Raw genomic sequence first — 26393 nt, 5'->3', positions numbered from 1 at the left:
ACTACTCCTTATCAGTGGTCGTGGCGGCGACAGCCTCGGGCGCCTCGGCGGTCTCGGCATCCTCGGCCTCGACGTCGGCATCAACGCCGGCGAGCGCAGCCAGGTCGTCGAGAGCGGAGGTCTCCTCGGCGGTCACAGGGACGGAGGCGTCCTCGTCGGCATCGTGCATGGGCTCGATATCCAGTGCGAGGGAGCGAATCTCCTTGACGAGAACCTTGAAGGACTCGGGGATACCCGGGACCGGGACGTTCTCGCCCTTGACGATGGACTCGTAGGTCTTGACGCGGCCCACGGTATCGTCGGACTTGACGGTCAGGATCTCCTGCAGGACGTTGGAAGCACCGTAAGCGTACAGTGCCCAAACTTCCATCTCGCCGAAGCGCTGGCCGCCGAACTGAGCCTTGCCGCCCAGAGGCTGCTGGGTAACCAGGCTGTAAGGGCCGGTCGAACGGGCGTGGATCTTGTCGTCGACCATGTGGCCGAGCTTGAGGATGTAGGACGTACCCACGGTAATGGGCTCGCGGAACTCCTCGCCGGTGCGGCCGTCGAACAGACGGGTCTTGCCGCGCTCGTCAAGCTGGGTGACGAACTCGGGGCGCATGTGATCGCCAAAGGCAGCGGTGGCCTTGTTGAGCATGTTCTTGTTGGCACGACGGATGACCTCGGCGATCTCGTCCTCCTTGGCGCCGTCGAAGACGGGCGTCGCGGTGAAGAACGGACCGGGGACGTACTTGTCGGAGTCGGCCTGCTCGGTATCCCAACCGCACGCAGCAGCCCAGCCAAGGTGGCACTCGAGCAGCTGGCCGACGTTCATACGCGAAGGAACGCCCAGCGGGTTGAGGATAACGTCGATCGGGGTACCGTCAGCCATGTACGGCATGTCCTCGACCGGCAGAACGTTACAGATAACACCCTTGTTGCCGTGACGGCCGGCGATCTTATCGCCCTGCTGGATCTTACGACGCTGGGCGACGTAGACGCGCACCTGCTCGTTGACGCCGGGGGCCAGGTCGTCGCCGTTCTCGCGGCTAAAGCGGACGACGTCGATGACGCGGCCGTAAGCGCCGTGAGGCATCTTAAGGGAGGTGTCGCGGACATCGTGGGCCTTGGCACCGAAGATGGCGCGCAGCAGGCGCTCCTCGGCGGTCAGAGCGCTCTCGCCCTTAGGCGTGACCTTGCCGACCAGGATGTCGCCAGGGCCGACCTCGGCGCCGATGCGGATGATGCCGTCCTCGTCGAGGTTGGCAAGCATGTCCTCGGAGAGGTTCGGGATCTCGCGGGTGATCTCCTCGGGGCCGAGCTTGGTGTCGCGGGCGTCGATCTCGTGACGGGTGATGTTGATGGTCGTCAGCAGGTCCTCGGCCACCAGGCGCTCGGACACGACGATACCGTCCTCGTAGTTAAAGCCTTCCCACGGCATGTATGCCACGGTGAGGTTCTGGCCCAGTGCGAGCTCGCCGTGATCGGTCGAAGGACCGTCAGCCAGGGGCTCGCCCTGCTCAACGGTGTCACCGACGCGAACGAGCGGACGGTGGTTGATGCAGGTGGACTGGTTGGAGCGCTGGTACTTGGCCAGGTGATACTCGTCCATGCCGCCGGCATGCTTGACGATGATCTTGGCGGCGTCGGCAAAGATGACCTCGCCGGCGTTCTTGGCCAGGGTGACCTCGCCGGAGTCCAGAGCGGCGCGACGCTCCATGCCGGTACCGACATAGGGAGCGGCGGGGTGAACCAGCGGCACGGCCTGACGCTGCATGTTAGCGCCCATCAGCGTACGCTTGGCGTCGTCGTGCTCCAGGAACGGGATCAGCGTGGCTGCGACGGAAAGCATCTGACGCGGCGAGACGTCCATGTAGTCGACGTCCTCGACGGGCACGTCGGCGGGAGCGCCGAAGGAGCCGTCGAAGTCACGGGTACGGGCGATCACGGTGTGCGGACGGTCGATCTTGCCCTCGGCATCGGTCGTGATGAACTCGTTGGTCTTGGGATCGAGCGGCGTGTTGGCCGGTGCGATGATGTGCTTCTCTTCCTCGTCAGCGGTCATCCAGTCGATCTGGTCGGTGGCAACGCCGTTCTCGACGCGACGGAACGGGGCCTCGATGAAGCCGTACTCGTTGACGCGAGCGTAGAGGGCGAGCGAGCCGATCAGGCCGATGTTGGGGCCTTCGGGGGTCTCGATCGGGCACATGCGGCTGTAGTGCGAATTGTGAACGTCGCGGACGGCCGTCGGCACGTTGGTGCGGCGGCTGGAGCCCGACTTGTGGCCGGCAAGACCACCAGGGCCGAGTGCGGACAGACGGCGCTTGTGGGTCAGACCGGTCAGGGGGTTCGCCTGGTCCATGAACTGCGAGAGCTGCGAGGAACCGAAGAACTCCTTGATGGAGGCCACGATCGGGCGGATGTTGATGAGCGACTGCGGGGTGATCTCGTCGATATCCTGGGAGCTCATGCGCTCGCGGACGACGCGCTCCATACGGCTCATGCCGATACGGAACTGGTTGGCGACGAGCTCGCCGACGGTACGGATGCGGCGGTTGCCGAAGTGGTCGATGTCGTCGACCTTGAAGCCCTGCTCGCCGGCAGCGAGGGACAGGAGGTAGCGCAGCGTCGCGACGATATCCTCGTCGGTGAGCACCGTGACCTCTTCCTCGGTGGTGAGGTTGAGCTTCTTGTTGACCTTGTAACGACCGACGCGGGCCAGGTCGTAGCGCTGCGGGTTAAAGAGCAGGCCCTCGAGCAGGCTGCGGGAAGCGTCCACGGTGGGAGGCTCGCCCGGGCGCAGACGACGGTAGATCTCGATGAGGGCGTCCTCGCGAGTGAGGGCGGTGTCGCGCTCCAGGGTGCGCTTGATCACATCGGAGTTGCCGAGCAGCTCGATGATGTCGTCGTTGGTGACGGCGATGCCAAGGGCGCGCAGGAACATCGTGGCGCTCTGCTTGCGCTTACGGTCGATGGAGACCATGAGCTGGTCGCGCTTGTCGACCTCAAACTCAAGCCAGGCACCGCGGGACGGAATGATCTGGGCCTTGTAGATCTGCTTGCCCGAATCCATCTCGGAGCTGTAGTACACGCCCGGGGAGCGGACGAGCTGCGAGACGACGATACGCTCGGTACCGTTGATGATGAAGGTGCCCTGATCGGTCATCATGGGGAAATCGCCCATGAAGACGAGCTGCTCCTTGATCTCGCCGGTCTCCTTGTTGGTGAGACGGACGTCGGTCAGAAGCGGAGCCTGATAGGTCATATCCTTCTCGCGGCACTCCTCGACGGTGTGCGCGGGGTCGCCGAACTGATGCTCGCCGAAGGTAACCTCGAGAACATGGTTCTGGCTCTGGATGGGGCTGGATTCCTTGAACGCCTCACGAAGGCCCTCGTCCTTAAAACGCTCAAAGGATTCCCTTTGAACAGAGATAAGGTTGGGGAGCTCCATGGCCTCCGGGATTTTCCCGAAGCTGACGCGCTTGCGCTCAGTGGCAGTGTATGCGTAGGTCACCAGGTTTTTCCTCCTTCACGGAAATGCTCGGTGGGTTGGCGAGGCATAGCTTCGCCAGTTATCGCAACCTAATAGTTTATCAGGTACCGACCGTTGGGCAAGAAAAGCCTTGACGCGATTGAGTTTTTGGAGTAGCAAAGTTTTTCGACAGAAAACACGCAGGTAGATGTATGTGTATCGAACATCTGTTCATATATTTTCTGTGAACAGAGGGTCGGCAATTGCAGCTCTTATAAAAAACGGGCGCGAACCGAGGTCCGCGCCCGTAAATGTCGATGTCCGAAGGTTTATTTGCGCATCAAGCCGCCGCGCTCGTCGATGGCGTCCCAGAAGGCATCGGCAAAGCGGGGATCGCTTGCAGCCATGAGGGCGTTGGTGGCCATCCAGCCAGAGGGAGTGCCGGTGTCGTAGCCCGAGAGCGGGTCGATGACGACAGCGTACATGGCCTCGCGGTCGAGCGAACGGGCCATGGCGTCGGTGAGCTGGATCTCGCCGCCCTTGCCGGCCTGCTGATCTGCCAGCAGGTCCATGACCAGCGGGCTCAGCAAGTAGCGACCGACGATGTACAGGTTGGACGGAGCCGCCTCGGGAGCGGGCTTCTCGACCAGACCGCCGATACGCCAAACGGCACCGGGCTCGTCGTCGGCAGCTTTCTCGAAGCCCTCGAGCGAGCCAACGCGATCGCCGGCGATAACGCCGTAGCGGCTGACTTCCTCGGGCGAGCAAGCAGCGACGGCGATAACCGAAGCGCCACCGTGCTCCTTGGAAACGGCGAGCATCTTGTCGCAGATGTCGCGGTTAGGCACAACGTAGTCGCCCAGAAGAACCAGGAAGTTCTCCCCTGCCACGGCGTCGGCAGCAGAGCGGATAGCATGGCCGAGGCCCTTGGGCTCGTACTGATAGCGGAAGTCGACCGGCATACCGCCAGCGTGGGCGACGGCATCGGCATAGGCGTTCTTGCCGCGCTCGCGCAGCAGATTCTCGAGCGAGCGATCGGGCTGGAAGTAGCTCAGCAGCTCGGGCTTACCGGGAGAGGTAACGATGATGGCGTCGTCGACCTCCTCGGGGTCGAGCGCCTCCTCAACGACATACTGGATGACCGGCTTGTCGAGCACCGGCAGCATCTCTTTGGGCGTGCACTTGGTGCCAGGCAGAAAACGCGTGCCAAGACCGGCGGCGGGGATGATTGCCTTCATAGTATTCAGGGATCCTTTCGCAGGCGCAAATAGCGCCCGTGCATGCGGCTCACCGGCCGCAAACCAAATTGCGATACCGGATTATCTTACCGCTGTTAATTAACGTTAATGCAGGCAAGCGCCATTCTTCAGCAGGTCAACGCAAATTATTGCGCGAATGGTGCAACTTTATCGCCCAACGGTAGCGACCCCAAAGCACCGCAAGCGGAAGCAATTTGCATGCCGAGTCAGCAAAATAGAGGGATCATAACGAAAAAGACGGGGCTCGCAATGCGAACCCCGTCTGCAAAGAAATCTGGCGAGAAAGCCTGATTACTTGAGGGTGACAGCAGCGCCAGCAGCCTCGAGCTTCTCCTTGGCAGCCTCGGCGTCCTCCTTCTTGGCACCCTCGAGAACAGCCTTGGGAGCGCCCTCGACGACCTCCTTGGCCTCCTTCAGGCCAAGGTTGGTGAGCTCACGGACGGCCTTGATGACCTGGATCTTGTTGTCGCCGAAGCCCTCGAGCACGACGTCAAACTCGGTCTTCTCCTCGGCCTCAGCAGCGCCAGCAGCGGGAGCAGCGACAACAGCGGCAGGAGCAGCGGCGGAAACGCCGAAGGTGTCCTCGATAGCCTTGACGAGCTCGGAAGCCTCGAGAAGGGTCATTTCCTTAAGAGCATCGATGATCTCATCGGTGGTAAGCTTAGCCATTTCTAAGTCCTTTCGGTTTCCGTGCGGATGCACGGAGATCAGTTAAAACACGGCGCGAATGCGCCAGGGGTGCGGCGTTGCCGCCGCGGGCGAAAACAGCAACTAGGCTGCCTTCTGCTCGGAGACCTGCTGGATCGAACGAGCGAGACCAGAGGAAACGCCGTTGACGCAGACAGCGATGTCGCGAGCGAAACCGGAGATGAGACCGGCGATCTGGCCGAGAAGCTGATCCTTGGTGGGCAGCTCGGCGATAGCCTTAACATCATCAGCGGAAACGGCCTTGCCGTCGGAGATACCGCCCTTGATCTCAAGGACGCCCTTGGACTTAGCGGAGAAGTCCTTAAGGGTCTTAGCGGCCTCGACCGGCTCGGTCTCGTAGAACACATAAGCGACGGGGCCGGCGAGGATCTCGTCGAGCTCGGGCTGCTCCTGGTTCTTGAGGGCGATCTTGACCAGGTTGTTCTTGTAGACCTTCATCTCGGCGCCGCACTCGCGAAGCTGATGACGCAGCTCCTGAGCCTGCTTAACCGTCAGACCGTTGTAGTTGACGACGAACAGACCGGCGTTCTCGGCGATACGGGACTCGATCTCTGCAACCTTGTCGATTTTGTACTGCTGGGGCATGAATTACACCTCCTCGAATTCTTTCCGGGCACGGTCCGCCACAAGGACGTGACGGGGGCATGTCCAAAAAGAAAGCCCCCGCGCTGCATGAGCGACGGGGGCGAGAAGACATATCTACTCGACCACCTCGGCTGGCGGGATATCCCATTAAGCTCGCGGGCAATGCCCGTTTGCACCGGCTGTCTCTGGCAGCGGATTCGTGCGTGAACCGAAAGTATTATGGCGGGGACCCCGGCGTCGGTCAACGGAAAACCGGGCTGCACACAATTCCACCATCCGGCACGCGTCGCCGAAGGCCAGGCGCAAGGTTTTCGCTCGGTCAAGTCCTGGCTCGCACGAAGAGCACATTAAGTGCTCTTCGGCTCGTGCGGAATCTACGAAATCCTTGCGCCTGGCCTTCGGCGGCGCGTGCCTGCGTTGACTTTGGGCAGCCCGGGTTTTCGTTGGCTGACGCCCCCACTCATAATGCTTGGGTCGGTGGGCTGATGTTTTGGGTCCCGTTGGGCTACAGGGTTGAAACGAAGGTGGACAGGCGGCGGAGGCCTTCGTCCAGATTTTTGTCGGAGACGCAGTAGCTTAGGCGGATGTGGCCTTCGGTTCCGAAGCAGTCTCCGGGGACTAGGGCTGCGTTTGCCTCTTTGATGGCTTTGATGCAGAAGGCTTCGCTTGTTAGGCCGAATTGTTTGATGCTGGGGAAGGCGTAGAAGGCGCCTGCCGGTTCCACTACGTCGAGGCCCATGGCGTCTAAGGCTACGAGCACGCGTTTGCGGCGGGCTCGGTAGACTTCGAGCATGGGGGTTGGGTCGACGGTCAGGGCTCGCGCTGCGGCGTCCATCTCAAAGGAGACGGCGCTCGATACTAAGTATTGGTGGGCCTTTGCGATCTCGGCGATGACGGGGGCTGCCGCTGCGAGCCAACCCAAGCGCCAGCCGGTCATGGCCCAGGGCTTGGAGAAGCTCTCGATGACCACCGTCTGCTCGCGTAGCTCCGGGTGGCGCTGGGCAAATCGCTCGTAGCCATCCACATAGACCAGACGGTTGTATACGTCGTCGCAGACTACGTAGATGCCCGCCTGCTCCGCTACGCGCGCCACGGCGTCGAGCGATGCCGCGTTGAGAATGCAGCCCGTGGGATTGTTGGGCGAGCAGATAACGATGGCCTTGGTCGCCGGGGTCACGCAGGCGCGAAGCGCTTCCTCGTCAATCTGAAATTGCGCGGGCTCCGTATCCAAAAAGACCGCTTTGGCGTGGTTGGCAACGACGATGCTCTCGTACAGGCCAAAGGCAGGCGTTGGGATAATGACCTCGTCACCGGGGTTGAGCATAGCCATAAATGTTGCCGACAGGGCCTCGGTCGCGCCGTCGGTCAGAATGACCTCGTCGGTCGAAAACGTAAGGCCCACGTCGCCCATATATGCGGACAACGCCTCGCGCAGGGCGGGGCGGCCGTTGTTGGGCGGATAGTGCGTGTCGCCGCGGCCCAGCGCGGTGGTCACCTCGGCGCTAATCACGTCGGGCGTGGGAAAATCGGGCTCGCCGAGCGCAAGCGCGATGCATCCCGGATGCTGAGCGGCGAGCGCGTTGATTCGGCGGATGCCGGAGGGCTTGAGCGTGGCAAGCGAGGTATTCATAGGCAGACGCATGGCGTTCCTTTCGTAAGGGTTGCACTAGGATAGCGCGGCTAGGCGCCGCCAGACGGTGTAACCTAAACGGAAACGGACTGGAAAGGAGATGGCATGGAGGCGATCACACGCGGCGATAAGCCCAAAACACTGCAAACCATTGCGTATATCAGCATTCCCAATAGCTCCGATCTTGAGTTTTTGCTCTGGGACCTGCAAGATGCCATCGCGGCCTATGCCCGGCTTTCCGACACCGTACTCCCCCACCCGGTTGACTTGAAGGCGGATGATGCCGGTGCAGTCGATGGCATGGTGCTCGCTGTTGATGATGCATTTGACGATGAGGCTATGATCGCTGTCGAGCAGATACTCGATCGCCTTGGAAATACAGAGACACGCATCTATGTCGTCGTCCAGGCCGCGTCCAAAAACAACAAGCAGGCGGACGAAGTTCTCGACCGCCTGTATCGGGCATGTCTTCTGCGTGACCTGCCATGGTGCGACGGCGTTGTCATCTGTGCCGGCAGCGGCATCGCAGCACTTCGCCACTCCCCGCGTATGGGCCTCTTGCGTCGGCCATTTTCGGAAGCGATGGATAAGCTTGTGGGCGCTGTGCGCATGGGCTGCTCCATTGAGCATGCGCAGCTGCTTGGCGGCGGCGATGTCGGTAGCGTCGATGTCGACGGCATGGTGCGCGTCAAGCCCGCGCTGCCCGCACCGATCTGGCATGCCATCATGAAACGCCTCGGCACCAGCGCCCAATCAGATATCTAAATTACAGAGCGCCCCAGTCAACGGCCTCGCGCCAGCGCTCGATAAGGCGTTCCAGGCGCCATGCCGCATTGGCGGGACTTGTCGACGGCAGAGCGATGGCCGACAGCCCCGTGCGTTCTTGTAGGTAGCGCTTGTAGAGCCGACCAGCTGTACCACCGTTGCATATCACCTGCTCAATGGGAGCTGCGCCGGTAATGCGCTCGACATGCGCCGGAACGACGTTTTTGATGCTGGCGTCGCTTGAGCCCTTAATGTCGCAGCTCTCGATTACATCACACAGGGCCACGCCGCCGTTGAGCAGCATGGAGCGCTTGGCGGCAATCGAGGCATCGAGCGTCGCGGGCTCACCGCTTGCCAAAGAATCGCCCTCGTTGGGCGGCACGGGCGCACCGAGGCACGCGGCCATCACGCGCCAAAAGCGGTTCTGCGGATTGCCGTAATAGAAGGCATTGGCACGCGAGAGCACCGAGGGAAACGACCCCAGCACCAAAACGCGCGAGCGCTCGTCAAACACGGGTTCAAACCCATGCTCAATATGCTGATAACCCTCATCTGGCGTGGCCACGAGCTAGGCCCTCAACAGATAACGCACCTCATAGGGCGCAAGTTCAAGGGAGCCCGGCAGCTCGACCGTGGGCGCGTCGTCGGCAAGCAGGTCGACGAAGGAGCCGTTGAGTTCGCCGGCTCCAAAGGAATAGGGCTCGTTCACGGCATTGACCGCCACGAGCACCGTCGCGTCGTCGCAGGCGCGCTCGAACAGCAGTTGTTTGTTCTGGATCACCACGTTGCGATAGGCACCATAGTTGAGGGCACGAGCCGCCGCATCGTTTGCCGAGCGCAGGTGCGCCAGCTGCGTGACAAATGTCGTCAGATCGTTGGGCGCAGGCTCATCGAGCGCAGGACGCAGCGCCCAATCGCCATCGGAGCCGCCCTTTTCGCCGGCAATCCCCCACTCGCTGCCATAGTAGACGCACGGAATGCCCGGCATGCCAAACAGCATGCCATAGGCGGGGCGCAGGCAGGACTTGTCCGTCAGGATGCTCGCCAGGCGCGGCACATCGTGGTTGTCGACAAACGACAGCAGGTGTTTGCCACGGTAGATGCACCACGGGTCGCCGCCAAACTGACGGTGCAACGAATGGGCGATCTCGAACATGTTGACCGAGTTAAAGCTGGAGTATAGGCCCTTGTAGCACTCGTAGTTGGTGCAGGAGTCGAGCATTTCCTCGTTGACGATCTGGTTGTAGTCGCCGTGAAGCGTCTCACCAATCAGCACAAAGTCGGGCTTGAGCTCACGGGTAAAGGAGTGCAGGCGGCGCATAAAATCGCGATCGAGCATATAGGCAACGTCCAGGCGCAGACCGTCGACGCCAAAGACTTCGGCCCAGCGACGCACGGACTCAAGCAGGTAATCGACCACGGCGGGGTTTTGCAGGTTGAGCTTCACGAGTTCAAAATGGCCCTCCCAGCCCTCGTACCAAAAGCCGTCGCCGTAGCACGAGTCGCCGTCAAAGCTGATGTGGAACCAATCCTTGTACGGCGAGTCCCACTTGCGCTCCTGCACATCGCGGAAGGCCCAAAAGCCGCGACCGACGTGGTTGAAGACGGCATCGAGCACCACGCGAATGCCATGGGCGTGCAGTGTCTCGCACACGGCGGCAAAATCGGCATCCCCACCCAGGCGACGGTCGAGATGGCGCAGGCTGCGCGTGTCGTAACCGTGGCTATCAGACTCGAGTGGAGGATTGATCAGCACGGTGCCAATACCGAGTCCCTGCAGGTAGTCGGCCCATTGGGCGATTTTCATAATGGGAGCATCGGGGTTGGGTGCGGCGCCGGCAGCTTGGGAGAGTTCATCCTCGGCAACGGGCGCGGCGTTTTCGCGCGGAGCTCCACAAAAGCCCAGCGGATAGATCTGATAGAACGTCGTCTCGTATGCCCACATAGCAACCTCCCGGTAAGCTCAACACAACGACATCCATTGTATGCCCGGCTTGTATCCTCTTCCCCAAAATAAGTTGCGGTGGAATAGTTCCTGCTTGTGCCTTCAGAGGCCTTAAACAAGAACTATTCCACCGCAACTGATGAGGGAACGTGATTAGGCAACAGGCTTTGCGCGGCGAATGGCCGGGAACATCACCGTGATGGCGAGGATGACACCCACGGCGGCGATTGCGCCACCCGCGCAGCCGATCCAGGCGATACCGGGACCCGAAACCACGGCGCCGCCGATCGCGGTACCCGTGCCGATACCGAGGTTGAACAGGCCCGAGAAGATCGACATGGCGACGGCCGACGAATCTGCCGGCGTGTGCTTGATGAGCTCGGCCTGAAACGCCACGTTAAAGGCCGTGGCGCAGCAACCCCACAGTGCGCAGACGGCAAGCACTGTCACGAGCGACGATGCGGCCGGCCCCATGAGCAGCAGGGCCACCGGCACGCCGGAGAGCGTGATAGCCAAGAACGGGAAGCGATGCCCATCGAACAGGCGGCCGAACAGCCAGCTTCCGAGCAGACCGGAGCAGCCGAACGCCGTCAGCGTCATGGTGATAGCGCTTGCGTCGACATGGGCGACCTGAGCCAGGAAAGGCTCGATATAGCTGTAGCTTGCGTAATAGCCGGTCGCCATGAAGACCGTGACTGCGTAGAGCGCGATCAGTAACGGGTTCTTGAGCAGCTCGGGCAGTTGCTTGACGGTAAAGCGCTCGCCCGCCGGCATGGTTGGAAACACGGTCGCCTGGTAGACGACCGCGACAGCAGACAGTGCTCCGACCACGGCAAACGTCATACGCCAGCCCACGGCCAGGCCAATGGCGCGGCCGAGCGGCAGGCCGAAGATCTGTGCGATGGAAGAGCCCGTGGCGATCATGCTGATGGCGAGCGCCCCGTGGCGTGTGTCAACCAGGCGCGACGCCATAATCGAGGCGACCGACCAGAACACGGCATGTGCGCAAGCGACCACCAGGCGCGCGCAGACCAGGATGGGATAAGTCGGCGCCACAGCGGACAGAAACTGGCCGAGCGAGAACACGGCGAGCACGCCCAGCAGCATCCGCTTGAACTCGAAACGCGAAGCGAACACCATGAGCGGCAACGACAGCAGCATGACGCCCCAGGCATAGACCGAGATCATGATGCCCGCCTGGGCCTCGGTGAGCGAGAACGACGCGGCGATATCAGTCAAAAGGCCGATGGGCATAAACTCCGACGTGTTGAACACGAACGCACAGCAGGTGAGCCCGACGAGCGGGAGCCACTGCCTGAGCGTGATGCCGTCTTGCCTTGCCTGACTCATATATAACGTCTCCAATCATTTTGAGTGGAGGCGATTATATAGCAACGGCCCCGCATCCGTCAGCAACAGATGCAGGGCCGAAAACAATTCGATACACAGAGGTTGCGCCGTCAATACATAACTATGCCAACCCCAGCAATATGCCCGCCGAATGCACGACAAACGCCACGATCCAGGCGACTGCCACCTGAAACGCGAACACGGCAACGGCGTAGCGCGCGCCCAGCTCGCTCTTGACGGCGCCGATGGCTGCCACACAGGGCGGGTACAGCAGCGTAAAGACCAGGAACACGTAAGCAGTAAACGGCGAAAACATGGTCGACAGCGCCGCGGGTGACGTTGCACCCAAAAGCACCGTGAGGGTCGAGATGACACTCTCCTTGGCGATAAGTCCGGTGACGAGCGCCGTGGATGCACGCCAGTCGCCAAACCCAAGCGGCGTCAGCGCCGGCGCGATGATGCTGCCGAGGCCCGCAAGCAAACTCTGCGACTGATCGGCGACCACATTAAAGCGGATGTCGAACGTCTGAAGGAACCAGATGACCACGGTAGCGGAAAAGATAATGGTAAAGGCCTTGGTAATAAAGTCTTTGGCCTTATCCCATGCCAGCATCACCGTCGTCTTGACGCTCGGCAGGCGGTAATTGGGGAGCTCCATGATAAACGGCACCGGGTCGCCCTTAAATGCCGTGCGGTTGAGCACCAAAGCCGCGATGCAACCGACCGCAATGCCAATCAGATAGAGCGAGACCATGGCGGGAACCGTCGCCTGCGGGAAAAACGCCCCGCACAGCAGGCCGTAGACCGGCAACTTGGCCGAACAGCTCATGAACGGCGTGAGCATGACCGTCATCTTGCGGTCGTGCTCGGATGGGAGCGTACGGGTCGACATGATAGCCGGCACGGTGCAGCCAAAACCGACGAGCATGGGCACAAAGCTGCGGCCCGACAGGCCAAAACGACGCAGCACCTTATCCATGACAAAGGCCACGCGCGCCATGTAGCCCGAGTCTTCCAGAATGGAGAGGAACAAGAAGAGCACGACGATAATCGGTAGGAAGGTCAGCACGCTGCCCACACCCGTAAGCACGCCGTCGACAGCCAGCGAGCGCACCACGTCGTTGGTGCCGAACGCCTTGAGGCCCGCATCGGCCGAGGCGATGACGGCAGCGATGCCGTCCTCCATGAGTCCCTGCAACGCCGCGCCGATCACGCCAAACGTCAGCCAAAAGACGAGGCCCATGATCACCAGGAACGCCGGAATGGCTGTGTAACGACCTGTCAGGATGCGGTCGATCTTGACGGAGCGCACGTGCTCGCGGCTCTCGTGCGGCTTGACGACGCAACGCCCACACACGTCGCCGATAAAGCTAAAGCGCATATCGGCCAGCGCGGACAGGCGGTCGGTGCCGGCCTCGCCCTCCATCTGGGTAATGATGTGCTCGATGGCGTCGAGCTCGTTGCGATCCAGGTGAAGCGCCTCGGTCACCAGCTCGTCGCCCTCAACCAGCTTGGTCGCCGCAAAACGCACGGGAATGTGCGCCGTCGCGGCATGGTCCTCGATAAGGTTGGCGATGCCGTGGATGCAGCGATGCAGTGCGCCGCCGTCTGGGCCATCAGGTGCGCAGAAGTCCAGGCGGCCGGGACGCTCGCGGAAACGCGCCACATGCAAGGCATGGTCCACCAGCTCGCCGATACCCTCGTTGCGGGCAGCGCTAATGGGGACGACCGGCACGCCCAACAGACTCTCGAGCAGGTTGACGTCAATGGCGCCGCCGTTGGTCGTCACCTCGTCCATCATGTTGAGCGCGATGACCATGGGGCGGTCGAGCTCCATAAGCTGCAGCGTCAGGTACAGATTGCGCTCAATGTTGGTGGCGTCGATGATATCGATGATGGCGTCCGGGCGCTCGTCGAGGATGAACTGACGGCTCACGACCTCTTCGCCTGTGTACGGCGACAGGGAGTAAATACCGGGCAGGTCGGTAACGCTCGCCTCGGGGTGGTTACGGATGGTGCCGTCCTTGCGGTCGACCGTCACGCCGGGAAAGTTGCCGACGTGCTGGTTGGAGCCCGTAAGCTGGTTGAACAGGGTGGTCTTGCCGCAGTTTTGGTTGCCGGCGAGGGCAAAATGCAGGGGCGCGCCCTCGGGCACGGCCGTCTTTGCCGCACGGGGCGAATACGTCCCCTCGCCGAGTGCCGGGTGCTCCGTCGTGCCGATTGCGGCGTTAGCGCGCGGGCCCGTATCTGTGTCGTGAACATCTACGAGCTCAATGCGAGCAGCATCGTCCTTGCGCAGCGTCAACTCGTAGCCGCGTAGGCGAATCTCGAGTGGGTCGCCCATGGGGGCGTACTTCATCATGGTGACTTCGGTGCCCGGCGTTAGGCCCATGTCCAAAATATGCTGACGAAGCGCCTGGTCGTCTGATGTCACCGATGCGACAACGGCGTCCTTTCCAATCTCGAGTGTATCGAGCTTCACGTCCGTGTTCCTCCCCCGGCGCCCACAGGGCGTTGTATTTTGTTTACCATGGCTAACCGTTTGCCATGGCTAACCAATTGTAACCATGCATGATAGCGCGAACATACAGCAACGTTCAATCGCCAGATCGGTGCAATGGGGACAGATCGCTTTGCCCAATAGATGCGATGCGGAACAACCAGGCGCGGGAGGGGATTCCGGGACACGGTTTCCCAGACGGCACCCTTTCGGAAACCGCACCCCACTATTCAGGCGAATTCCGGGATGCAGTTTCCCGATGGGGGCTCCTGGGGAAACTGCATCCCACTCCGAAACGCTAAAACGGGACGGGCTTTCCGACTGAGGTCTCTAGCGGAAGCTGCGTCCCGGAATAGGCACTCAGACTGGGACGTATTTTCCCGATCGAGCCCCTCGGGGAAACTGCGGCCCGGAATCTGCGCCCGAAACGGGACGCGGTTTCCCCGAGGACCGAATCAGCCGCCCGCCCCTCGTCAAAATCATCCGCTTTCCTCCGTTGTATGCGGAACATCCAAGGAGTGTCCCGGAGTGCCGGCAATAGGAACGTCCCCAGCTGCCGGCAGCATTTCACCGCAACTGCAAAAACCCGCGCAGGCAACCGTAGTCACCTGCGCGGGTTTAGTGGGCGCTCACAAAGGTACGCTACAGAGGGCCACGTCAGTTATGGATTACCGAACGGCACCGGCACGCGATGCCTCAGTCGGCTTACCAGGCGATGAAGCTTGCCGCAGTCCTAGACAATCGGCGCAATGCCGGCAAAGTGCAGAAACAGCGAAATAATTGCCACGACAATGACCACCGCTGCGATCAGCTTGTCGTGCAGATGCGGAAGCACCGGCTTACCGCGGCCTCGCTCACCCAGCATATAGACGGGAATGGCCGGAGCAAAAAGAATCGTCGTGATCATAACGCCCTGAAGACCCGTCGACCACACCAGGAACAACGTGTAGATAAAGCCGAGTGTACCGAAGAAGCGGGCTTTGCCGACGCTTGGCGCATGCGGCCCGTCCAGATGTTCGTTCTTCCAGCCAATCACCATGTAGTAGGCTGCCGAGCACACGTACGGAACCAGAATCGTGTTAACCGCGCAGCTATAGAAGAACTGGTAGGTGCTCGCCGCCACATACGACACAATCAAGAAGAGCTGCGTGATACCGGAGCTCACGAGAACCGTTACCACCGGGGCGTCGTGCTTGTTCGTCTTGGCAAACGCCAGAGGGAAGGATCCCTGGCGCGCTGCCTCGAACGGCGTCTCGGATGCAATGATGACATAGCCCAGCATCGCGCCGACCAACGAGAGAATAACGCCAAGGTTTACGATGGCAGCGCCAACAGGACCGATTGCGCGCTCAAGAATTCCCGCCATAGAAGGCGTTGCGAGCTGTGCCATCTCCTCGCGCGGCATAATGCCAAGCGACAGCATCGAGATAATCAGATACAGCGTGAACACGGCAGCAAATCCGAGTGCCGTCGAGCGACCGACGTCACGCACGTACTTTGCACGGCCCGAGATGACGACAGCGCCCTCGATGCCTGTGAAGACCCAGACAAGGGCGATCATGGTCGAGACGACTTGCTCACCAAACCCAGGACCAGCTGGTTCTCCCCAGAAGTTGTCCATAAAGATATCGACGTTGAACTTACCCAGGAGCACAATGCTCAGAACAAAGAGTCCCAGCGGCACCAGCTTTGCCAACGTGACGATCGTGTTAATGCCCGCGGCCTCCTTGACGCCACGAAGTACAAGAGCGGTAAGGAACCATAGAAATACGCTGGCGCAGATGATGGAAAGCAGATTGTTGCCCGCACCAAACGCGGGAAAGAAATAGCCCAGTGCGCTAAACAGCAAGAGAGCAAAGCTCACGTTGGAAAGGCATGCGCTGATCCAGTAGCCCCAGGCGGAGTTGAAACCAATGTAATCGCCAAAGCCTGCCGCAGCGTATGCATAGATGCCGCCGGTTAAGTCGGGACGAGCCTGAGATAGACCGTTGAACACCATCATCAACGCAAAGACGCCTATAAAACAAATTCCCCACGAGACGATAACCGCACCGGTATTGGCTCCGCCCGCTGCCATATCGCCGGCGAGAGAAAAGATACCGCCACAAATACTGGCGGTAATGACCATCATGGTCAGACGAAAGAGATCGAGGCCATTAGGGTCGATAATCTCATCGTTTTGAGCTTTAGAGGCCATTGTATGTGCACCCCCTTCATCATGTGATCGAACAAAAGATGGCCCGGACGTCCCGAATCGGGTGCCGGGCCATCGGTCAAGCGATCATCAGACTGTTACAGCTATCGCGTTAGAAGCGCAGTGACAGGCAAGAAAGGCCACCGTCGACCTTGCGATACTCGGAGGTATCGACGACGAGCGTCTTGTAGCCCAGATCCTGCACGGCCTTGAGCACGGTCGGATAGCCCTCGGCAACGATGACCGTACCGTTGACCCAGATGCAGTTAGCGCCATAGGCCTCGTCCTCGGGCACGACAATCTTGTTGTACTGGGCAAAGTCGGGCTTATCGATGAACTCGCCGGAGACGAGCATGTTGTTGTCCTCGATGTAGTTGACGCCCGTCTTGAGGTGCAGGACCTCCTCCAGCGGAACCTCGGAACCCTCGAGGCCCCAGCCCTCGAGAATCTCGCAGAACTGGCGAATGCCCTCTTCATTGGTGCGAGCGGAGCGACCGACATAGAAATGATCGCCGACCATCATGACGTCGCCGCCGTCGAGCGTGCCGGGAGAAACAATGTGCTTGACATGCTCGTCGTCAAAGAAGCGACGGACGACTGGCTCGATCTCGTCCTTCTCGCCGTTGCGGCTGTCGGCACCGGGGTTGGTAATAATGGCGCCGCAGCGAGTGATGACGGCCGGATCCTCGACGAAGCAGCTGTCGGGATACTGCTCGAGGGCAGGCAGCACCGACACGTCCACGCCACACTGCTCGAGCGCATGCTCATAATCGTAGTGCTCCTCAATGGCGCGCTCGTAGATAGGCTGGCCAAGCTCGGGTGCGCTCGTGATGCCATTGCTCAGGGACTTGCCGGGACGACGGATGATAACGTGGCTGAACTTGGTCATGATGATCCTCCTTGGATCTCCTAGCCGAGGGCGAACTTCCTTGTGTCCGCCCTCCTTTCGATGGCTTAATCATAGGGCGGTTTTCCTGTTTTGTATATTGTATACAATCATGAACGGTAGATATTTCTCGGTGAGCGTACTCTCACGTTTCGGCACGAAGTAGCATGATTTAACTGGTCGTTCTATAATTCAACTGAGCTATTCAAGTGAAATGTATTTAGTTTTAAAAATATACAGTTAAAGGATATACGTTCATGGAAACACTCAGAAGGCCCCTGAAGGACCACGTATACGACTACATTTCGAGCCGCATTGACGCCGGCGAGTTGTCCGCCGGCGACCGTTTGAGCGAGCAAGCGATCTGCGATGCCATGGGCGTGTCGCGCACGCCGGTTCGCGAAGCGCTCATCCAGCTGGCAAGCGATGGCTATCTGGACAACCTCCCCCGCCGCGGATTCCGTGTCCGCGGGTTCGATCAGCAAAACGCCGTTGAAGTCTTCGAGATCATGGGGCCGCTGGACGGGCAGGCGGCGTACCTCGCCTGCCCAAACCTAACCGACGATGACATTACGCAGCTTAAATTTCTCGTCGGCTCCATGGACCTTGCGATCCAAGGCGGTCTTATCCGAAAGTACGACGATATTCAGCGAGACTTTCACCTTACGTACTTCAACCGCTGCGGCAACGACCGTCTGCGCGACATGATCTCGCAACTCGAGCGCTGCTTTATCAAGCGCGATTACGAGACTGTCGACCAAGAGACGGCGTGCAAACTGCTCAATAAAGCCAACAGCGAACATGCCCATATTCTTGAGTTGTTCGAAGCACGAGATGCGACGGGCGTGCGCGACTACGTTCGCGATGTCCATTGGAACAGAGAAAACGCCCAGTTCACCGTTTGGTAGGAAAGCAGCGGGCGGTAGCGGACCAATTCTTGGCACCGCCGCCCAAAAAGATCCGTTTTCCTCCGTCTCCGAGGGATCATTTGGAAAGCGCATCCCACCATCCGGGCGAATTCCGGGATACCGTTTCCCGATGAGGCCTCTCGGGGGAACTGCGTCCCAGAATTCTGGTTCGAAACGGGATATGGTTTCCCAAACAAGCCTCTTGCGGAAAATGCATCCCGGAATCCCCGCTCGAAACGGGACGCGCTTTCCCAGTCGAGGCCCTATGGGAAACTGCAACCCGCCTTCGAGGGCAAAACCGGGACACAGTTTCCGGGCGGGGCATCAAAAACAAAGTTGCGGTGGAATAGTTCCTGCTTGGGCTGGCTGAGACCTTAAATAGGGGCTATTTCACCGCAAGTTATTGAGGGGATGTCCGTCCTCTTACAGATGGCGCTCCAGAAAGCGGAAGGCCAGGCGGATCCAGGGACGGACGGAAACCTGCTTGTCCTCGTTGTCGACCGCGGTATTGGCGTTGCCAAGCGAAAGGCCGTGGCCACCCTGGTCAAAGACGTGCATCTCGCATGCAACACCCTCCTCGGCCATGCGCTGCGCAAACGGGTAGACCTGCGCGATCGGCGCCGTCTTGTCGTCGGACACGCCCCACACAAAGGTCGGGGGCATCTGGCGCGAAACGTGCGTGGTAGGGCAAATGTCGGTCAGGTGCTCATCGGTCGCCTCGCCGCCCGTCACCATCGACAGATAGTCGTTGAGCAAATCGCGCCCCGTCTTGCCACCCGTCTTGGGCACGCGCAGGTCGATGCGCGGGTCGCGCGTCTGCATATCGCGCACATAGGCAAGGTCGAGCAACGGATAGCCCAGCACCACGGCGTCGGGACGAATATCCTCCGGACGAGCCCCGGCAAGGCCCGCGAAGGGTCCGGTCTTCCACTGCGTTGCCAACGAGGCGCAGATCATGCCGCCCGCCGAGAAACCCACGATGCACACGCGCTTGGGATCGACATGCCACTCGTCGGCGTTGGCGCGCACGGTAGCGACCATCTTGGCGAGGTCCGCCTGCGGATGCGGAAAGCTCACGTCGCCCGTGGCGCTCGTCACATAGTTGAGCACAAAGGCCTGGTAGCCGCGGTCCAAAAATGCAAACGCCACCGGGTCCTGCTCGTGCGGAGCGATATGCGTAAACCCGCCTCCGCCGCAGATGATCACCGCGGGGCGGCGGCCATTGGGCTTGTCGGGCAGCGGCTCGGCACCCAGATACGTAAACGTCGCCGGATAATCCTCGGTCGGCTCCTCGCCCCACAGCGCATGGTTCTCGACAATCATATGTGCTCCCTTCGCGCAGATTATGCGCACTCGTTTTTCGCACCTTAGCGTACCCCACTTGAGCCCGTGGCGCAGAAACACCCCCGCAATAAGTTGGCCTTCAACTGATATATCACAAAATCGCTGTTCAGAGGTATCGTTGGGCAGCGTAAAATAGGGGCGCTGACCGTGCTGGGAAACACGTACGAAACGTTTCCGGCAAACCACACGCGTGCAACATGCGCGCCTGATACGTTGGAGGCATCTATGGGTCTGCTCGATTCGCTCAAGTCCACGTTCACTTCGTCGGGCGAGGCGTCCGTTCCGCCCGCAGCAAGCTTCGCCACCCGCGAAGGCGTCATCTACGCTCCCGTCAACGGCGTGCTCGTCAATCTGAGTGAAGTTCCCGACGAGACCATCGCCTCGGGCATGCTCGGTCAGGGCTACGGCATCGAACCAATTACCGGCACCATCTACGCCCCCGCCAACGGCCGTATCGGCGCCACCACCGTCACCAACCACTCCATCGGCATGATTACCGAGGACGGTCTTCGCGTGTTCATCCATGTTGGCCTGGGCACCGTGGAAATGAACGGCAAGGGTTTTGCCCGCTTTGTCGAGATGGGCGATGTGGTCAAGGCAGGCCAGCCGCTCATCAGCTTCGACCGCGAGGCCATTAAGGCCGCTGGTCACGAGGACATCGTGACCGTCATCGTCTCCGAGCTCGATCGTCTTAAGAGCATCGACCATGTCGGCGAGTCTGGAACGCTTATCGGCGGCAACCCGCTCGTCAAGCTTGGCGACCCGCTGCTGGTTGCCAAGACCAAGTAGCCGAGCATCATCGCATAAAGGCTCAACCACCCGTACGTCTTTGCCGCATCTGTGTTGTTGTTTTTGCCTATGTAGAGGTTCTGAAACGTTTCTATATAGGCAGCTGAGCATCAACGCAGGTGCGGCTTTTGCGTAGCGAGGCATCGCCCCGCGGCATGTTGTTCAACCGCACGAACCCCCTTCCTTTGTCCGCGCAGAGCGCTAGACTGCTAGGTCGACATTGGAGGAAGATCGATGCAAAACACACCCACGGACGCCGTACATGCCGCGCCTCAACGCTACCAACGCATCGTCGCGCTCGACGGGCTCCGCGCCCTCGCCATCGCCGGCGTCGTCCTATATCACCTTCGCCCCAGCCGCCTGACCGGCGGTTTTTTGGGCGTTACACTCTTCTTTACGCTGAGTGGCTATCTCGCCACCAAAAGCATTATGCGGGCTACGGCACGCGGCGGATTCTCATACCCGCGCTATATCTGCCGCCGCATTGCGCGCATGATCCCGCCGATCGTCGTGACCATCGCGCTTACCGCCATCGCCACCTACATCGCAGCCCCGAGCCTACTCCCTAAGGTGCAGCAGGACGCCCTGCCATCGGCACTCTTTTTGAGCAACTGGTTCTACATCTTCCGCAACGTCTCGTATTTCGCCGCCGCGGGGCTTCCCTCGCCGCTCACGCACCTGTGGTTCTGCGCCGTCACTATGCAGTTCTATCTGGTGTGGCCGGTCATCCTTATGGCGCTGTGCAGCAAAACCAGGTCGCGCAACACCGCCATCGGCATCGCGATCGCATTCGCGCTTGTATCGACGGCAGCCATGGTCCTCATGTTTAATCCCACCGCCGACACATCGCGCGTCTACTACGGAACCGACGCCCGTGCCGCCGAGCTTCTATGCGGAGCCTTAGCCGCCATCGCCGCGCCGCGTCTGCGCGAGATGCTGAGCGGTGACATCCATATCCCCGGCGCCAACAAGGGCATCTCAAAGGTCAACGCGATTTCTATCGCGTGGCTCGTTGCCATTATAGCCGGCGCGCTCATGCTGACTGGAGAGAGCGCCTGGCTCTACCGAGGCGGCTTTTTACTGTTTGCCTTCGTCACCGGGCTCCTTATCATCTGCGTGCAGAATACGGAGTGCATCGTGCGTCGCCTATTGTCGGTCAAGCCGCTCGTCTGGCTGGGCCAGCGCTCGTTCTCGGTCTATCTGGTGCACTATCCCCTACTGCTTCTTATGAACCCCGCAACCCGCACTACCCGCATCGCCTGGTGGGAGCAGGTATTACAGCTTGTACTGATCCTTGCGGTAGCCGAGGTTTTCTATCGCCTCGTCGAACGTCCTTGGTCCCGCAAGCCGGCCCAACAGGACAGCACGGCAAGAAAGCACGTCCTCGCGCCCGCCATGGTGCTCCCCGCGCTTGGCGCCGTATGCGTCGCCGCACTTGCCTTCGCGCCGCTTGACTGGGCAGGCATCGCCACCGCCCGCGCCGAGCAACTCCGTCCCGAGCTTGCCCAGAACGCGACCTCCGCCCAGGACAACGGAGCCAACGACAAGGGCGCCGAGCCCGCATCCGGTAAAGAATCCCAGCCCAGCGACACCGCATCCGAAGACGCCGCCAAGCAAAAACCCAAAGAGGGACCTATCGCCGAAAAGGTCCCGAAGAACCTTGACTGGAAGAGCTTTACCTACGACGAGGCGACCGGAACCTGCGACGCCCGCGTGCTCATGATCGGCGACTCGGTCACCGCAGGTGCCCAACCTGGCATTCAGGCGGTGCTTCCCAACGCGTACATCGACGGCGTGGTGAGCCGCCAGTTCTACACCTTCCAGGATGTCTACGCGCAGGACATCGCCAACTACGATCCAAGCGTGGTCATCTGCGCGCTTGGCACCAACGGCCTCATCCGCGACCCTCAGCAGGTGCAGGACGTGATTAATGCCGTGGGCGGCAAGCCCATCTACTTTGTGACCGTGCGTGTACCGCTCGAGCTACAGGACCGCAATAACCAGACAATCCGCGACGCCTGCGCTCAAAACGGCAACGCCGGCGTCATCGACTGGAACGGTGCCTCCGAGGGCCACAGCGAATACCTCGTCGACGACGGCACACACCTCACCCAGGCGGGAATCGACACCTACGCTGCCCTCATACGCCAAGCCATCTGCGGGCACTAGGCAACGCAAAATCGGCGCTTGCGCGGTGCCCACGTCACGCCCATACATCACACCTGACGTTTTGCTACGCCCCCACTCGCGGGTTAGAATGGTTAACTGTTTGGAAATAATCCGTACAACCGTTATGGGAGGATACGTGAACCGCACCAAAATCGCGCAGCTCTATGCCGATGCCGAGTCGCTCGGTGGCCAGACCGTCACCGTTGCCGGCTGGGTCAAGTCCGTCCGCGACATGAAGAACTTTGGCTTCGTTACGCTCAACGACGGCAGCTGCTTCCGCGACCTGCAGGTCGTCATGAACCGCGAGGCGCTCGACAACTACGACGAGATCGCCCATCAAAACGTCTCGGCCGCCCTCATTTGCACCGGCACCGTCAAGCTGACCCCCGATGCACCCCAGCCCTTCGAGCTTTCTGCCACCTCCATCGAGGTCGAGGGCGTCAGCGCCCCGGATTACCCGCTGCAGAAGAAGCGCGCAACCGTCGAGTTCCTGCGCACCCAGCAGCACCTGCGTCCGCGCACCAACCTGTTCCGCGCCGTGTTCCGTATCCGCTCTGTCGCGGCTGCCGCCATCCACCGCTTCTTCCAGGAGCAGGGCTTTGTCTACGTCAACACCCCCATCATCACCACGAGTGACTGCGAGGGCGCCGGCGAGATGTTCCGCGTGACCACGCTCGACCCCAAAAACCCGCCCCTCACCGAGTCCGGCGAGGTCGACTGGAGCCAGGACTTCTTTGGCAAGCATGCGAGCCTCACCGTGTCCGGCCAGCTCAATGCCGAGAACTTTGCCATGGCCTTTGGCGACGTGTACACCTTTGGCCCCACCTTCCGCGCCGAAAACTCCAACACCACGCGCCACGCCGCCGAGTTTTGGATGATTGAGCCCGAAATGGCCTTCGCCGATCTGAACGACTACATGGATAACGCCGAGGCCATGCTCAAGTACGTCCTTAAGGACGTCATGGCCACCTGCCCCGACGAGCTCAATATGCTCAACAAGTTTGTTGACAAGGGTCTGCTTGAGCGCCTGGACCATGTCGCCAACTCCGACTTTGCCCGCGTCACCTATACCGAGGCCGTCGAGATCCTGGAGCAGGCCGTCGCCGCCGGTCACAAGTTCGACTACCCCGTCAGCTGGGGCATCGACCTGCAAACCGAGCACGAGCGTTTCCTGACCGAGGAGCACTTTAAGCGCCCGACCTTTGTAACCGACTACCCGGCCGAGATCAAGGCGTTCTACATGCGCATGAACGAGGACGGCAAGACCGTCGCCGCCGCCGACTGCCTGGTTCCCGGTATCGGCGAGATTATCGGCGGCTCCCAGCGCGAGGAGCGCCTGGATCTGCTCGAGGCCCGCATCAAGGACCTGGGCATGAATCCCGAGCAGTACAAGTACTACCTTGACCTGCGCCGCTACGGTTCCTGCAAGCACGCCGGCTACGGCTTGGGCTTCGAGCGCTTGGTGATGTACCTCACCGGCGTGGGCAACATCCGCGACGTCCTGCCGCACCCGCGCACCGTGGGCAACGCCGACTTCTAATCGCCATAGCGCCACCAAACGCGTTCCAGCGCATCACGCCAGCGCCTTTCGGCAAGCCGAGGGGCGCTTTTTTTCAACAGCATCCGTCAAGCTTTTGGCAAGGTTTTGGTCAGTTAGGCAGGGTTGTTGAAAACTCGACCCGCCGTTTGCCGGCAACCATCGACCGTCCAAGGCGTCACGCGTCCTTGGCCAGACTCCGCACCCTAGGCTCTGATCTGCCATCACCAAAAAAGGAAAGGACGTGGGCGCTATGACCGAAGCCGTTGTTGAAAACTACGAGACCACGACCAGGGGCTCCGCCTCGATGGCAGCCTATCGCGCCGTACGCATCCTGCAGCTCTTGAGCGAGAACACCGGCGAGGACAAGGCGCTGCTTTCCGACGAGTTGGTCGAGCTCCTCGCCCATCCCAACGACCCCGCCCGCATGCCCATCTCGGCGGCACGCCGCAGCATCTATACCTCGATATCTGCACTTCGTCACGCCGGATACGAAATCGACTATAAGCGCGGCGTGGGCTATCGGCTCCTCACCCGCCCGCTTACTGATGAAGAGATCATACGGCTCCACGGCATGGTCATGCGCAACCGATCGACGCCCATAGCCATTCGAAAGAGCATGGCACAGCACCTGGTCGCCATGGCAAGCGCCGATGTTCGTGACTATCTCGATATGCCCGAACCGGCACCGGCCGCCAACGACGCACCCGTCAAGACAACGCGTTCGCACGCCAAGCGTATCGACACGTGCGAGCTCGTCGAACAGGCCATCGACCATGGAACAACTGTCAGCTTTGACATCTCAAACGTCCTGACCCGAGGCGAAATCGAGGTGGTGCGGATGACGGTCCGGCCCTTTGCCATCAGGCAGCGCGATGGCGTCTCGTATCTGCTGGGAACGGTCTACGACACCCGAGGCGCCGACGACACCCTGCGCACCGTTGAGGTCAGCCGCATGAGAAACGTCAGCACGCGTTTGCTCGACGGCAAGAAACTCTTTGCCGCGCTAGACGAAGAAGACAGCCCCGCACCCGCAGCATAAGCCCCGTTACCGTCCGTCGTTCCTCAGCACCGCCCATCCGGTTCAGTATTAAAAAACCCGCCAGGTTATTGTAAAAATGGACATCGGCGTTACTATAGTCCCACTTGCACTTTTTCCTAGTGCAGTGTTTCCAGCCATTTTTATACTGGGGGTAATGATATGAAGGACATCACCATCAGCCGCAGGAGCCTTCTTGTCTCCGCCGGCCTGCTCGCGCTCGCTCCGCTCGCCGGGTGCGGTGGCAACTCTGGTTCCGGCTCCGCTGCCGCCGGCTCCGACTACACCATCGGCGTTCTGCAGCTCACCGAGCACTCCGCGCTCGATGCCGCCAACGACGGCTTCGTCAAGGCCATCAAGAAGAGCGGTCTCAAGGTCAAGATCGACCAGAAGAACGCCCAGAACGACCAGTCCACGTGTAAGTCCATTGCCGACAAGTTCGTAGGCGACGGCGTCAACTTGATCTATGCCATCGCTACGCCCGCCGCGCAGGCTGCCGCCGGCGCCACCGCTGATATCCCCATCGTTGGCTGCGCCATCACCGACTACGCCGCCTCGGGCCTGGTCCAGGACAACGACAAGCCCGGCACCAACGTTACGGGCGCTTCCGACCTCACCCCGGTCGCCGAGCAGCTCGAGATGATGCAGAAGGTCCTGCCCGACGTTAAGAAGGTCGGCTTGCTCTACTGCACCGCCGAGTCCAACTCCGACATCCAGATCAAGGCCGCCAAGAAGGAGCTCAACAAGCTGGGCCTCGAGTACACTGACTTCACCGTCTCGAGCTCCAACGAGATTCAGTCCGTCGTCGAGTCTGCCGTGGGCAAGGTCGACGCGCTGTACTCCCCCACCGACAACACCATCGCCGCGGGTGCCTCGCAGGTCGGCCAGATCTGCAAGGAGAACAAGCTCCCCTTCGTGACCGGCGAGGAGGGCATGTGCAAGGCCGGCGGTCTGTTCACCCTCTCCATCAACTATGAGGACCTGGGCTACGCCGCGGGCGAGATGGCCGTCAAGATCCTGAAGGGCGAGGCCAAGCCCGAGGATATGCCGATCAAGCACCTCTCGAGCAAGGACCTGGTCGTCGTCAAGAACGACGAAATGGCCGAGGCCCTGGGCATCGACCTTTCCGCTCTGGACGCGTAGCGGCATGCGCGGCGATGTGCCTAGGGCCCATACTCGCGCCGTTGCCGTGCTATTCAATATCTGAGCCACAGGGGCGGACGCCAAAGACCGGCGTTCGCCCCGCTTGTTACGGATGAGACAAAACATCCGGCCGCAGCTCTTTTATGCAGTGTTACCGCTATTATGGAAAATCACGAGTCCACCCTATCCTA

General features: G+C 60.7%; 19 protein-coding genes. 7 read left to right on the top strand and 12 right to left on the bottom strand.

Features of this window, described 5'->3' with window-relative positions; translation table 11 throughout:
- Nucleotide 1: 1 nt before the first annotated feature.
- The 5 genes from rpoB to AB5Z20_RS02175 form a co-directional block, all read right to left on the bottom strand.
- On the bottom strand, nt 2-3430 hold the full coding sequence (gene rpoB / locus AB5Z20_RS02195; protein WP_438861063.1) for a DNA-directed RNA polymerase subunit beta: 3429 nt from the start codon (nt 3428-3430) through the stop codon (nt 2-4).
- 350 nt (nt 3431-3780) lie between these two features.
- Entirely contained in the window at nt 3781-4689 is a 909-nt protein-coding gene (locus tag AB5Z20_RS02190) for a UTP--glucose-1-phosphate uridylyltransferase (protein ID WP_368156095.1), read from the bottom strand.
- Nucleotides 4690-5001: 312 nt separating this feature from the next.
- The gene (gene rplL / locus AB5Z20_RS02185; protein ID WP_006235005.1) at nt 5002-5379 is read right to left on the bottom strand and encodes a 50S ribosomal protein L7/L12; all 378 of its coding nucleotides are present in this window, start codon (nt 5377-5379) and stop codon (nt 5002-5004) included.
- A gap of 102 nt (nt 5380-5481) precedes the next feature.
- A complete protein-coding gene (gene rplJ / locus AB5Z20_RS02180; protein WP_117646079.1) occupies nt 5482-6003 on the bottom strand; it encodes a 50S ribosomal protein L10 in 522 nt (173 codons plus the stop codon).
- Between the two features lie 505 nt (nt 6004-6508).
- Nucleotides 6509-7645, bottom strand: coding sequence for a pyridoxal phosphate-dependent aminotransferase (locus AB5Z20_RS02175; protein WP_368156094.1), 1137 nt, complete (start codon nt 7643-7645; stop codon nt 6509-6511).
- A 93-nt stretch (nt 7646-7738) separates the two neighbouring features.
- Between AB5Z20_RS02175 and AB5Z20_RS02170 the strand changes: the two genes are divergently transcribed.
- Nucleotides 7739-8398, top strand: coding sequence for a hypothetical protein (locus tag AB5Z20_RS02170; protein ID WP_368156093.1), 660 nt, complete (start codon nt 7739-7741; stop codon nt 8396-8398).
- 1 nt (nt 8399) lies between these two features.
- Here AB5Z20_RS02170 and AB5Z20_RS02165 read toward each other — a convergent pair whose 3' ends face one another.
- The 6 genes from AB5Z20_RS02165 to AB5Z20_RS02140 form a co-directional block, all read right to left on the bottom strand.
- Nucleotides 8400-8963: a DNA-deoxyinosine glycosylase gene (locus tag AB5Z20_RS02165; protein WP_368156092.1), complete on the bottom strand. Its 564-nt coding sequence runs from the start codon at nt 8961-8963 to the stop codon at nt 8400-8402.
- A gap of 3 nt (nt 8964-8966) precedes the next feature.
- Nucleotides 8967-10343 carry an alpha-amylase family glycosyl hydrolase gene (locus AB5Z20_RS02160; RefSeq protein WP_368156091.1) on the bottom strand — a complete coding sequence of 459 codons (1377 nt, stop codon included), beginning with the start codon at nt 10341-10343 and terminating at the stop codon, nt 8967-8969.
- Between the two features lie 153 nt (nt 10344-10496).
- On the bottom strand, nt 10497-11693 hold the full coding sequence (locus AB5Z20_RS02155) for an MFS transporter (RefSeq protein ID WP_368156090.1): 1197 nt from the start codon (nt 11691-11693) through the stop codon (nt 10497-10499).
- Between the two features lie 121 nt (nt 11694-11814).
- Complete coding sequence (gene feoB, locus AB5Z20_RS02150) at nt 11815-14175, bottom strand: ferrous iron transport protein B (RefSeq protein ID WP_368156089.1); 2361 nt, start codon at nt 14173-14175, stop codon at nt 11815-11817.
- A gap of 751 nt (nt 14176-14926) precedes the next feature.
- Nucleotides 14927-16390, bottom strand: coding sequence for a basic amino acid/polyamine antiporter (locus AB5Z20_RS02145; protein ID WP_368156088.1), 1464 nt, complete (start codon nt 16388-16390; stop codon nt 14927-14929).
- A 109-nt stretch (nt 16391-16499) separates the two neighbouring features.
- Entirely contained in the window at nt 16500-17276 is a 777-nt protein-coding gene (locus AB5Z20_RS02140; protein WP_117635364.1) for a dimethylarginine dimethylaminohydrolase family protein, read from the bottom strand.
- A gap of 254 nt (nt 17277-17530) precedes the next feature.
- Here AB5Z20_RS02140 and AB5Z20_RS02135 point away from each other — a divergent pair, with 254 nt between their 5' ends.
- Nucleotides 17531-18181, top strand: a complete 651-nt coding sequence (locus AB5Z20_RS02135; protein ID WP_368156087.1) for a GntR family transcriptional regulator — start codon at nt 17531-17533, stop codon at nt 18179-18181.
- A 423-nt stretch (nt 18182-18604) separates the two neighbouring features.
- Here AB5Z20_RS02135 and AB5Z20_RS02130 read toward each other — a convergent pair whose 3' ends face one another.
- Nucleotides 18605-19504 carry an alpha/beta hydrolase gene (locus tag AB5Z20_RS02130; protein ID WP_368156086.1) on the bottom strand — a complete coding sequence of 300 codons (900 nt, stop codon included), beginning with the start codon at nt 19502-19504 and terminating at the stop codon, nt 18605-18607.
- A gap of 246 nt (nt 19505-19750) precedes the next feature.
- Here AB5Z20_RS02130 and AB5Z20_RS02125 point away from each other — a divergent pair, with 246 nt between their 5' ends.
- The 5 genes from AB5Z20_RS02125 to AB5Z20_RS02105 all read left to right on the top strand — a co-directional run bounded on the left by AB5Z20_RS02125 (nt 19751) and on the right by AB5Z20_RS02105 (nt 26202).
- Nucleotides 19751-20314, top strand: coding sequence for a PTS glucose transporter subunit IIA (locus AB5Z20_RS02125; protein WP_368129915.1), 564 nt, complete (start codon nt 19751-19753; stop codon nt 20312-20314).
- A 234-nt stretch (nt 20315-20548) separates the two neighbouring features.
- On the top strand, nt 20549-22483 hold the full coding sequence (locus AB5Z20_RS02120; protein ID WP_368156085.1) for an acyltransferase family protein: 1935 nt from the start codon (nt 20549-20551) through the stop codon (nt 22481-22483).
- Nucleotides 22484-22619: 136 nt separating this feature from the next.
- Entirely contained in the window at nt 22620-24023 is a 1404-nt protein-coding gene (gene asnS, locus AB5Z20_RS02115) for an asparagine--tRNA ligase (RefSeq protein ID WP_117635367.1), read from the top strand.
- A 250-nt stretch (nt 24024-24273) separates the two neighbouring features.
- The gene (locus tag AB5Z20_RS02110; RefSeq protein WP_368156084.1) at nt 24274-25062 is read left to right on the top strand and encodes a hypothetical protein; all 789 of its coding nucleotides are present in this window, start codon (nt 24274-24276) and stop codon (nt 25060-25062) included.
- Nucleotides 25063-25221: 159 nt separating this feature from the next.
- Nucleotides 25222-26202 carry an ABC transporter substrate-binding protein gene (locus AB5Z20_RS02105; RefSeq protein ID WP_368156083.1) on the top strand — a complete coding sequence of 327 codons (981 nt, stop codon included), beginning with the start codon at nt 25222-25224 and terminating at the stop codon, nt 26200-26202.
- The last annotated feature ends 191 nt before the right edge of the window (nt 26203-26393 follow it).

Source organism: Collinsella aerofaciens, from assembly GCF_040910245.1.
Lineage (GTDB): Bacteria > Actinomycetota > Coriobacteriia > Coriobacteriales > Coriobacteriaceae > Collinsella.
This window is presented reverse-complemented; position numbering and strand designations above follow the sequence as displayed.

Bases quoted from the DNA above. Each gene is read 5' to 3' on its own strand.
- AB5Z20_RS02190 (WP_368156095.1), bottom strand. From the start codon at position 4,689: ATGAAGGCAATCATCCCCGCCGCCGGTCTTGGCACGCGTTTTCTGCCT.
- rplL (WP_006235005.1), bottom strand. From the start codon at position 5,379: ATGGCTAAGCTTACCACCGATGAGATCATCGATGCTCTTAAGGAAATG.
- AB5Z20_RS02160 (WP_368156091.1), bottom strand. From the start codon at position 10,343: ATGTGGGCATACGAGACGACGTTCTATCAGATCTATCCGCTGGGCTTT.
- AB5Z20_RS02120 (WP_368156085.1), top strand. From the start codon at position 20,549: ATGCAAAACACACCCACGGACGCCGTACATGCCGCGCCTCAACGCTAC.
- rpoB (WP_438861063.1), bottom strand. From the start codon at position 3,430: ATGGAGCTCCCCAACCTTATCTCTGTTCAAAGGGAATCCTTTGAGCGT.
- AB5Z20_RS02130 (WP_368156086.1), bottom strand. From the start codon at position 19,504: ATGATTGTCGAGAACCATGCGCTGTGGGGCGAGGAGCCGACCGAGGAT.
- AB5Z20_RS02175 (WP_368156094.1), bottom strand. From the start codon at position 7,645: ATGCGTCTGCCTATGAATACCTCGCTTGCCACGCTCAAGCCCTCCGGC.
- AB5Z20_RS02110 (WP_368156084.1), top strand. From the start codon at position 24,274: ATGACCGAAGCCGTTGTTGAAAACTACGAGACCACGACCAGGGGCTCC.
- AB5Z20_RS02145 (WP_368156088.1), bottom strand. From the start codon at position 16,390: ATGGCCTCTAAAGCTCAAAACGATGAGATTATCGACCCTAATGGCCTC.
- AB5Z20_RS02105 (WP_368156083.1), top strand. From the start codon at position 25,222: ATGAAGGACATCACCATCAGCCGCAGGAGCCTTCTTGTCTCCGCCGGC.
- AB5Z20_RS02135 (WP_368156087.1), top strand. From the start codon at position 17,531: ATGGAAACACTCAGAAGGCCCCTGAAGGACCACGTATACGACTACATT.
- AB5Z20_RS02140 (WP_117635364.1), bottom strand. From the start codon at position 17,276: ATGACCAAGTTCAGCCACGTTATCATCCGTCGTCCCGGCAAGTCCCTG.
- AB5Z20_RS02155 (WP_368156090.1), bottom strand. From the start codon at position 11,693: ATGAGTCAGGCAAGGCAAGACGGCATCACGCTCAGGCAGTGGCTCCCG.
- rplJ (WP_117646079.1), bottom strand. From the start codon at position 6,003: ATGCCCCAGCAGTACAAAATCGACAAGGTTGCAGAGATCGAGTCCCGT.
- AB5Z20_RS02170 (WP_368156093.1), top strand. From the start codon at position 7,739: ATGGAGGCGATCACACGCGGCGATAAGCCCAAAACACTGCAAACCATT.
- AB5Z20_RS02125 (WP_368129915.1), top strand. From the start codon at position 19,751: ATGGGTCTGCTCGATTCGCTCAAGTCCACGTTCACTTCGTCGGGCGAG.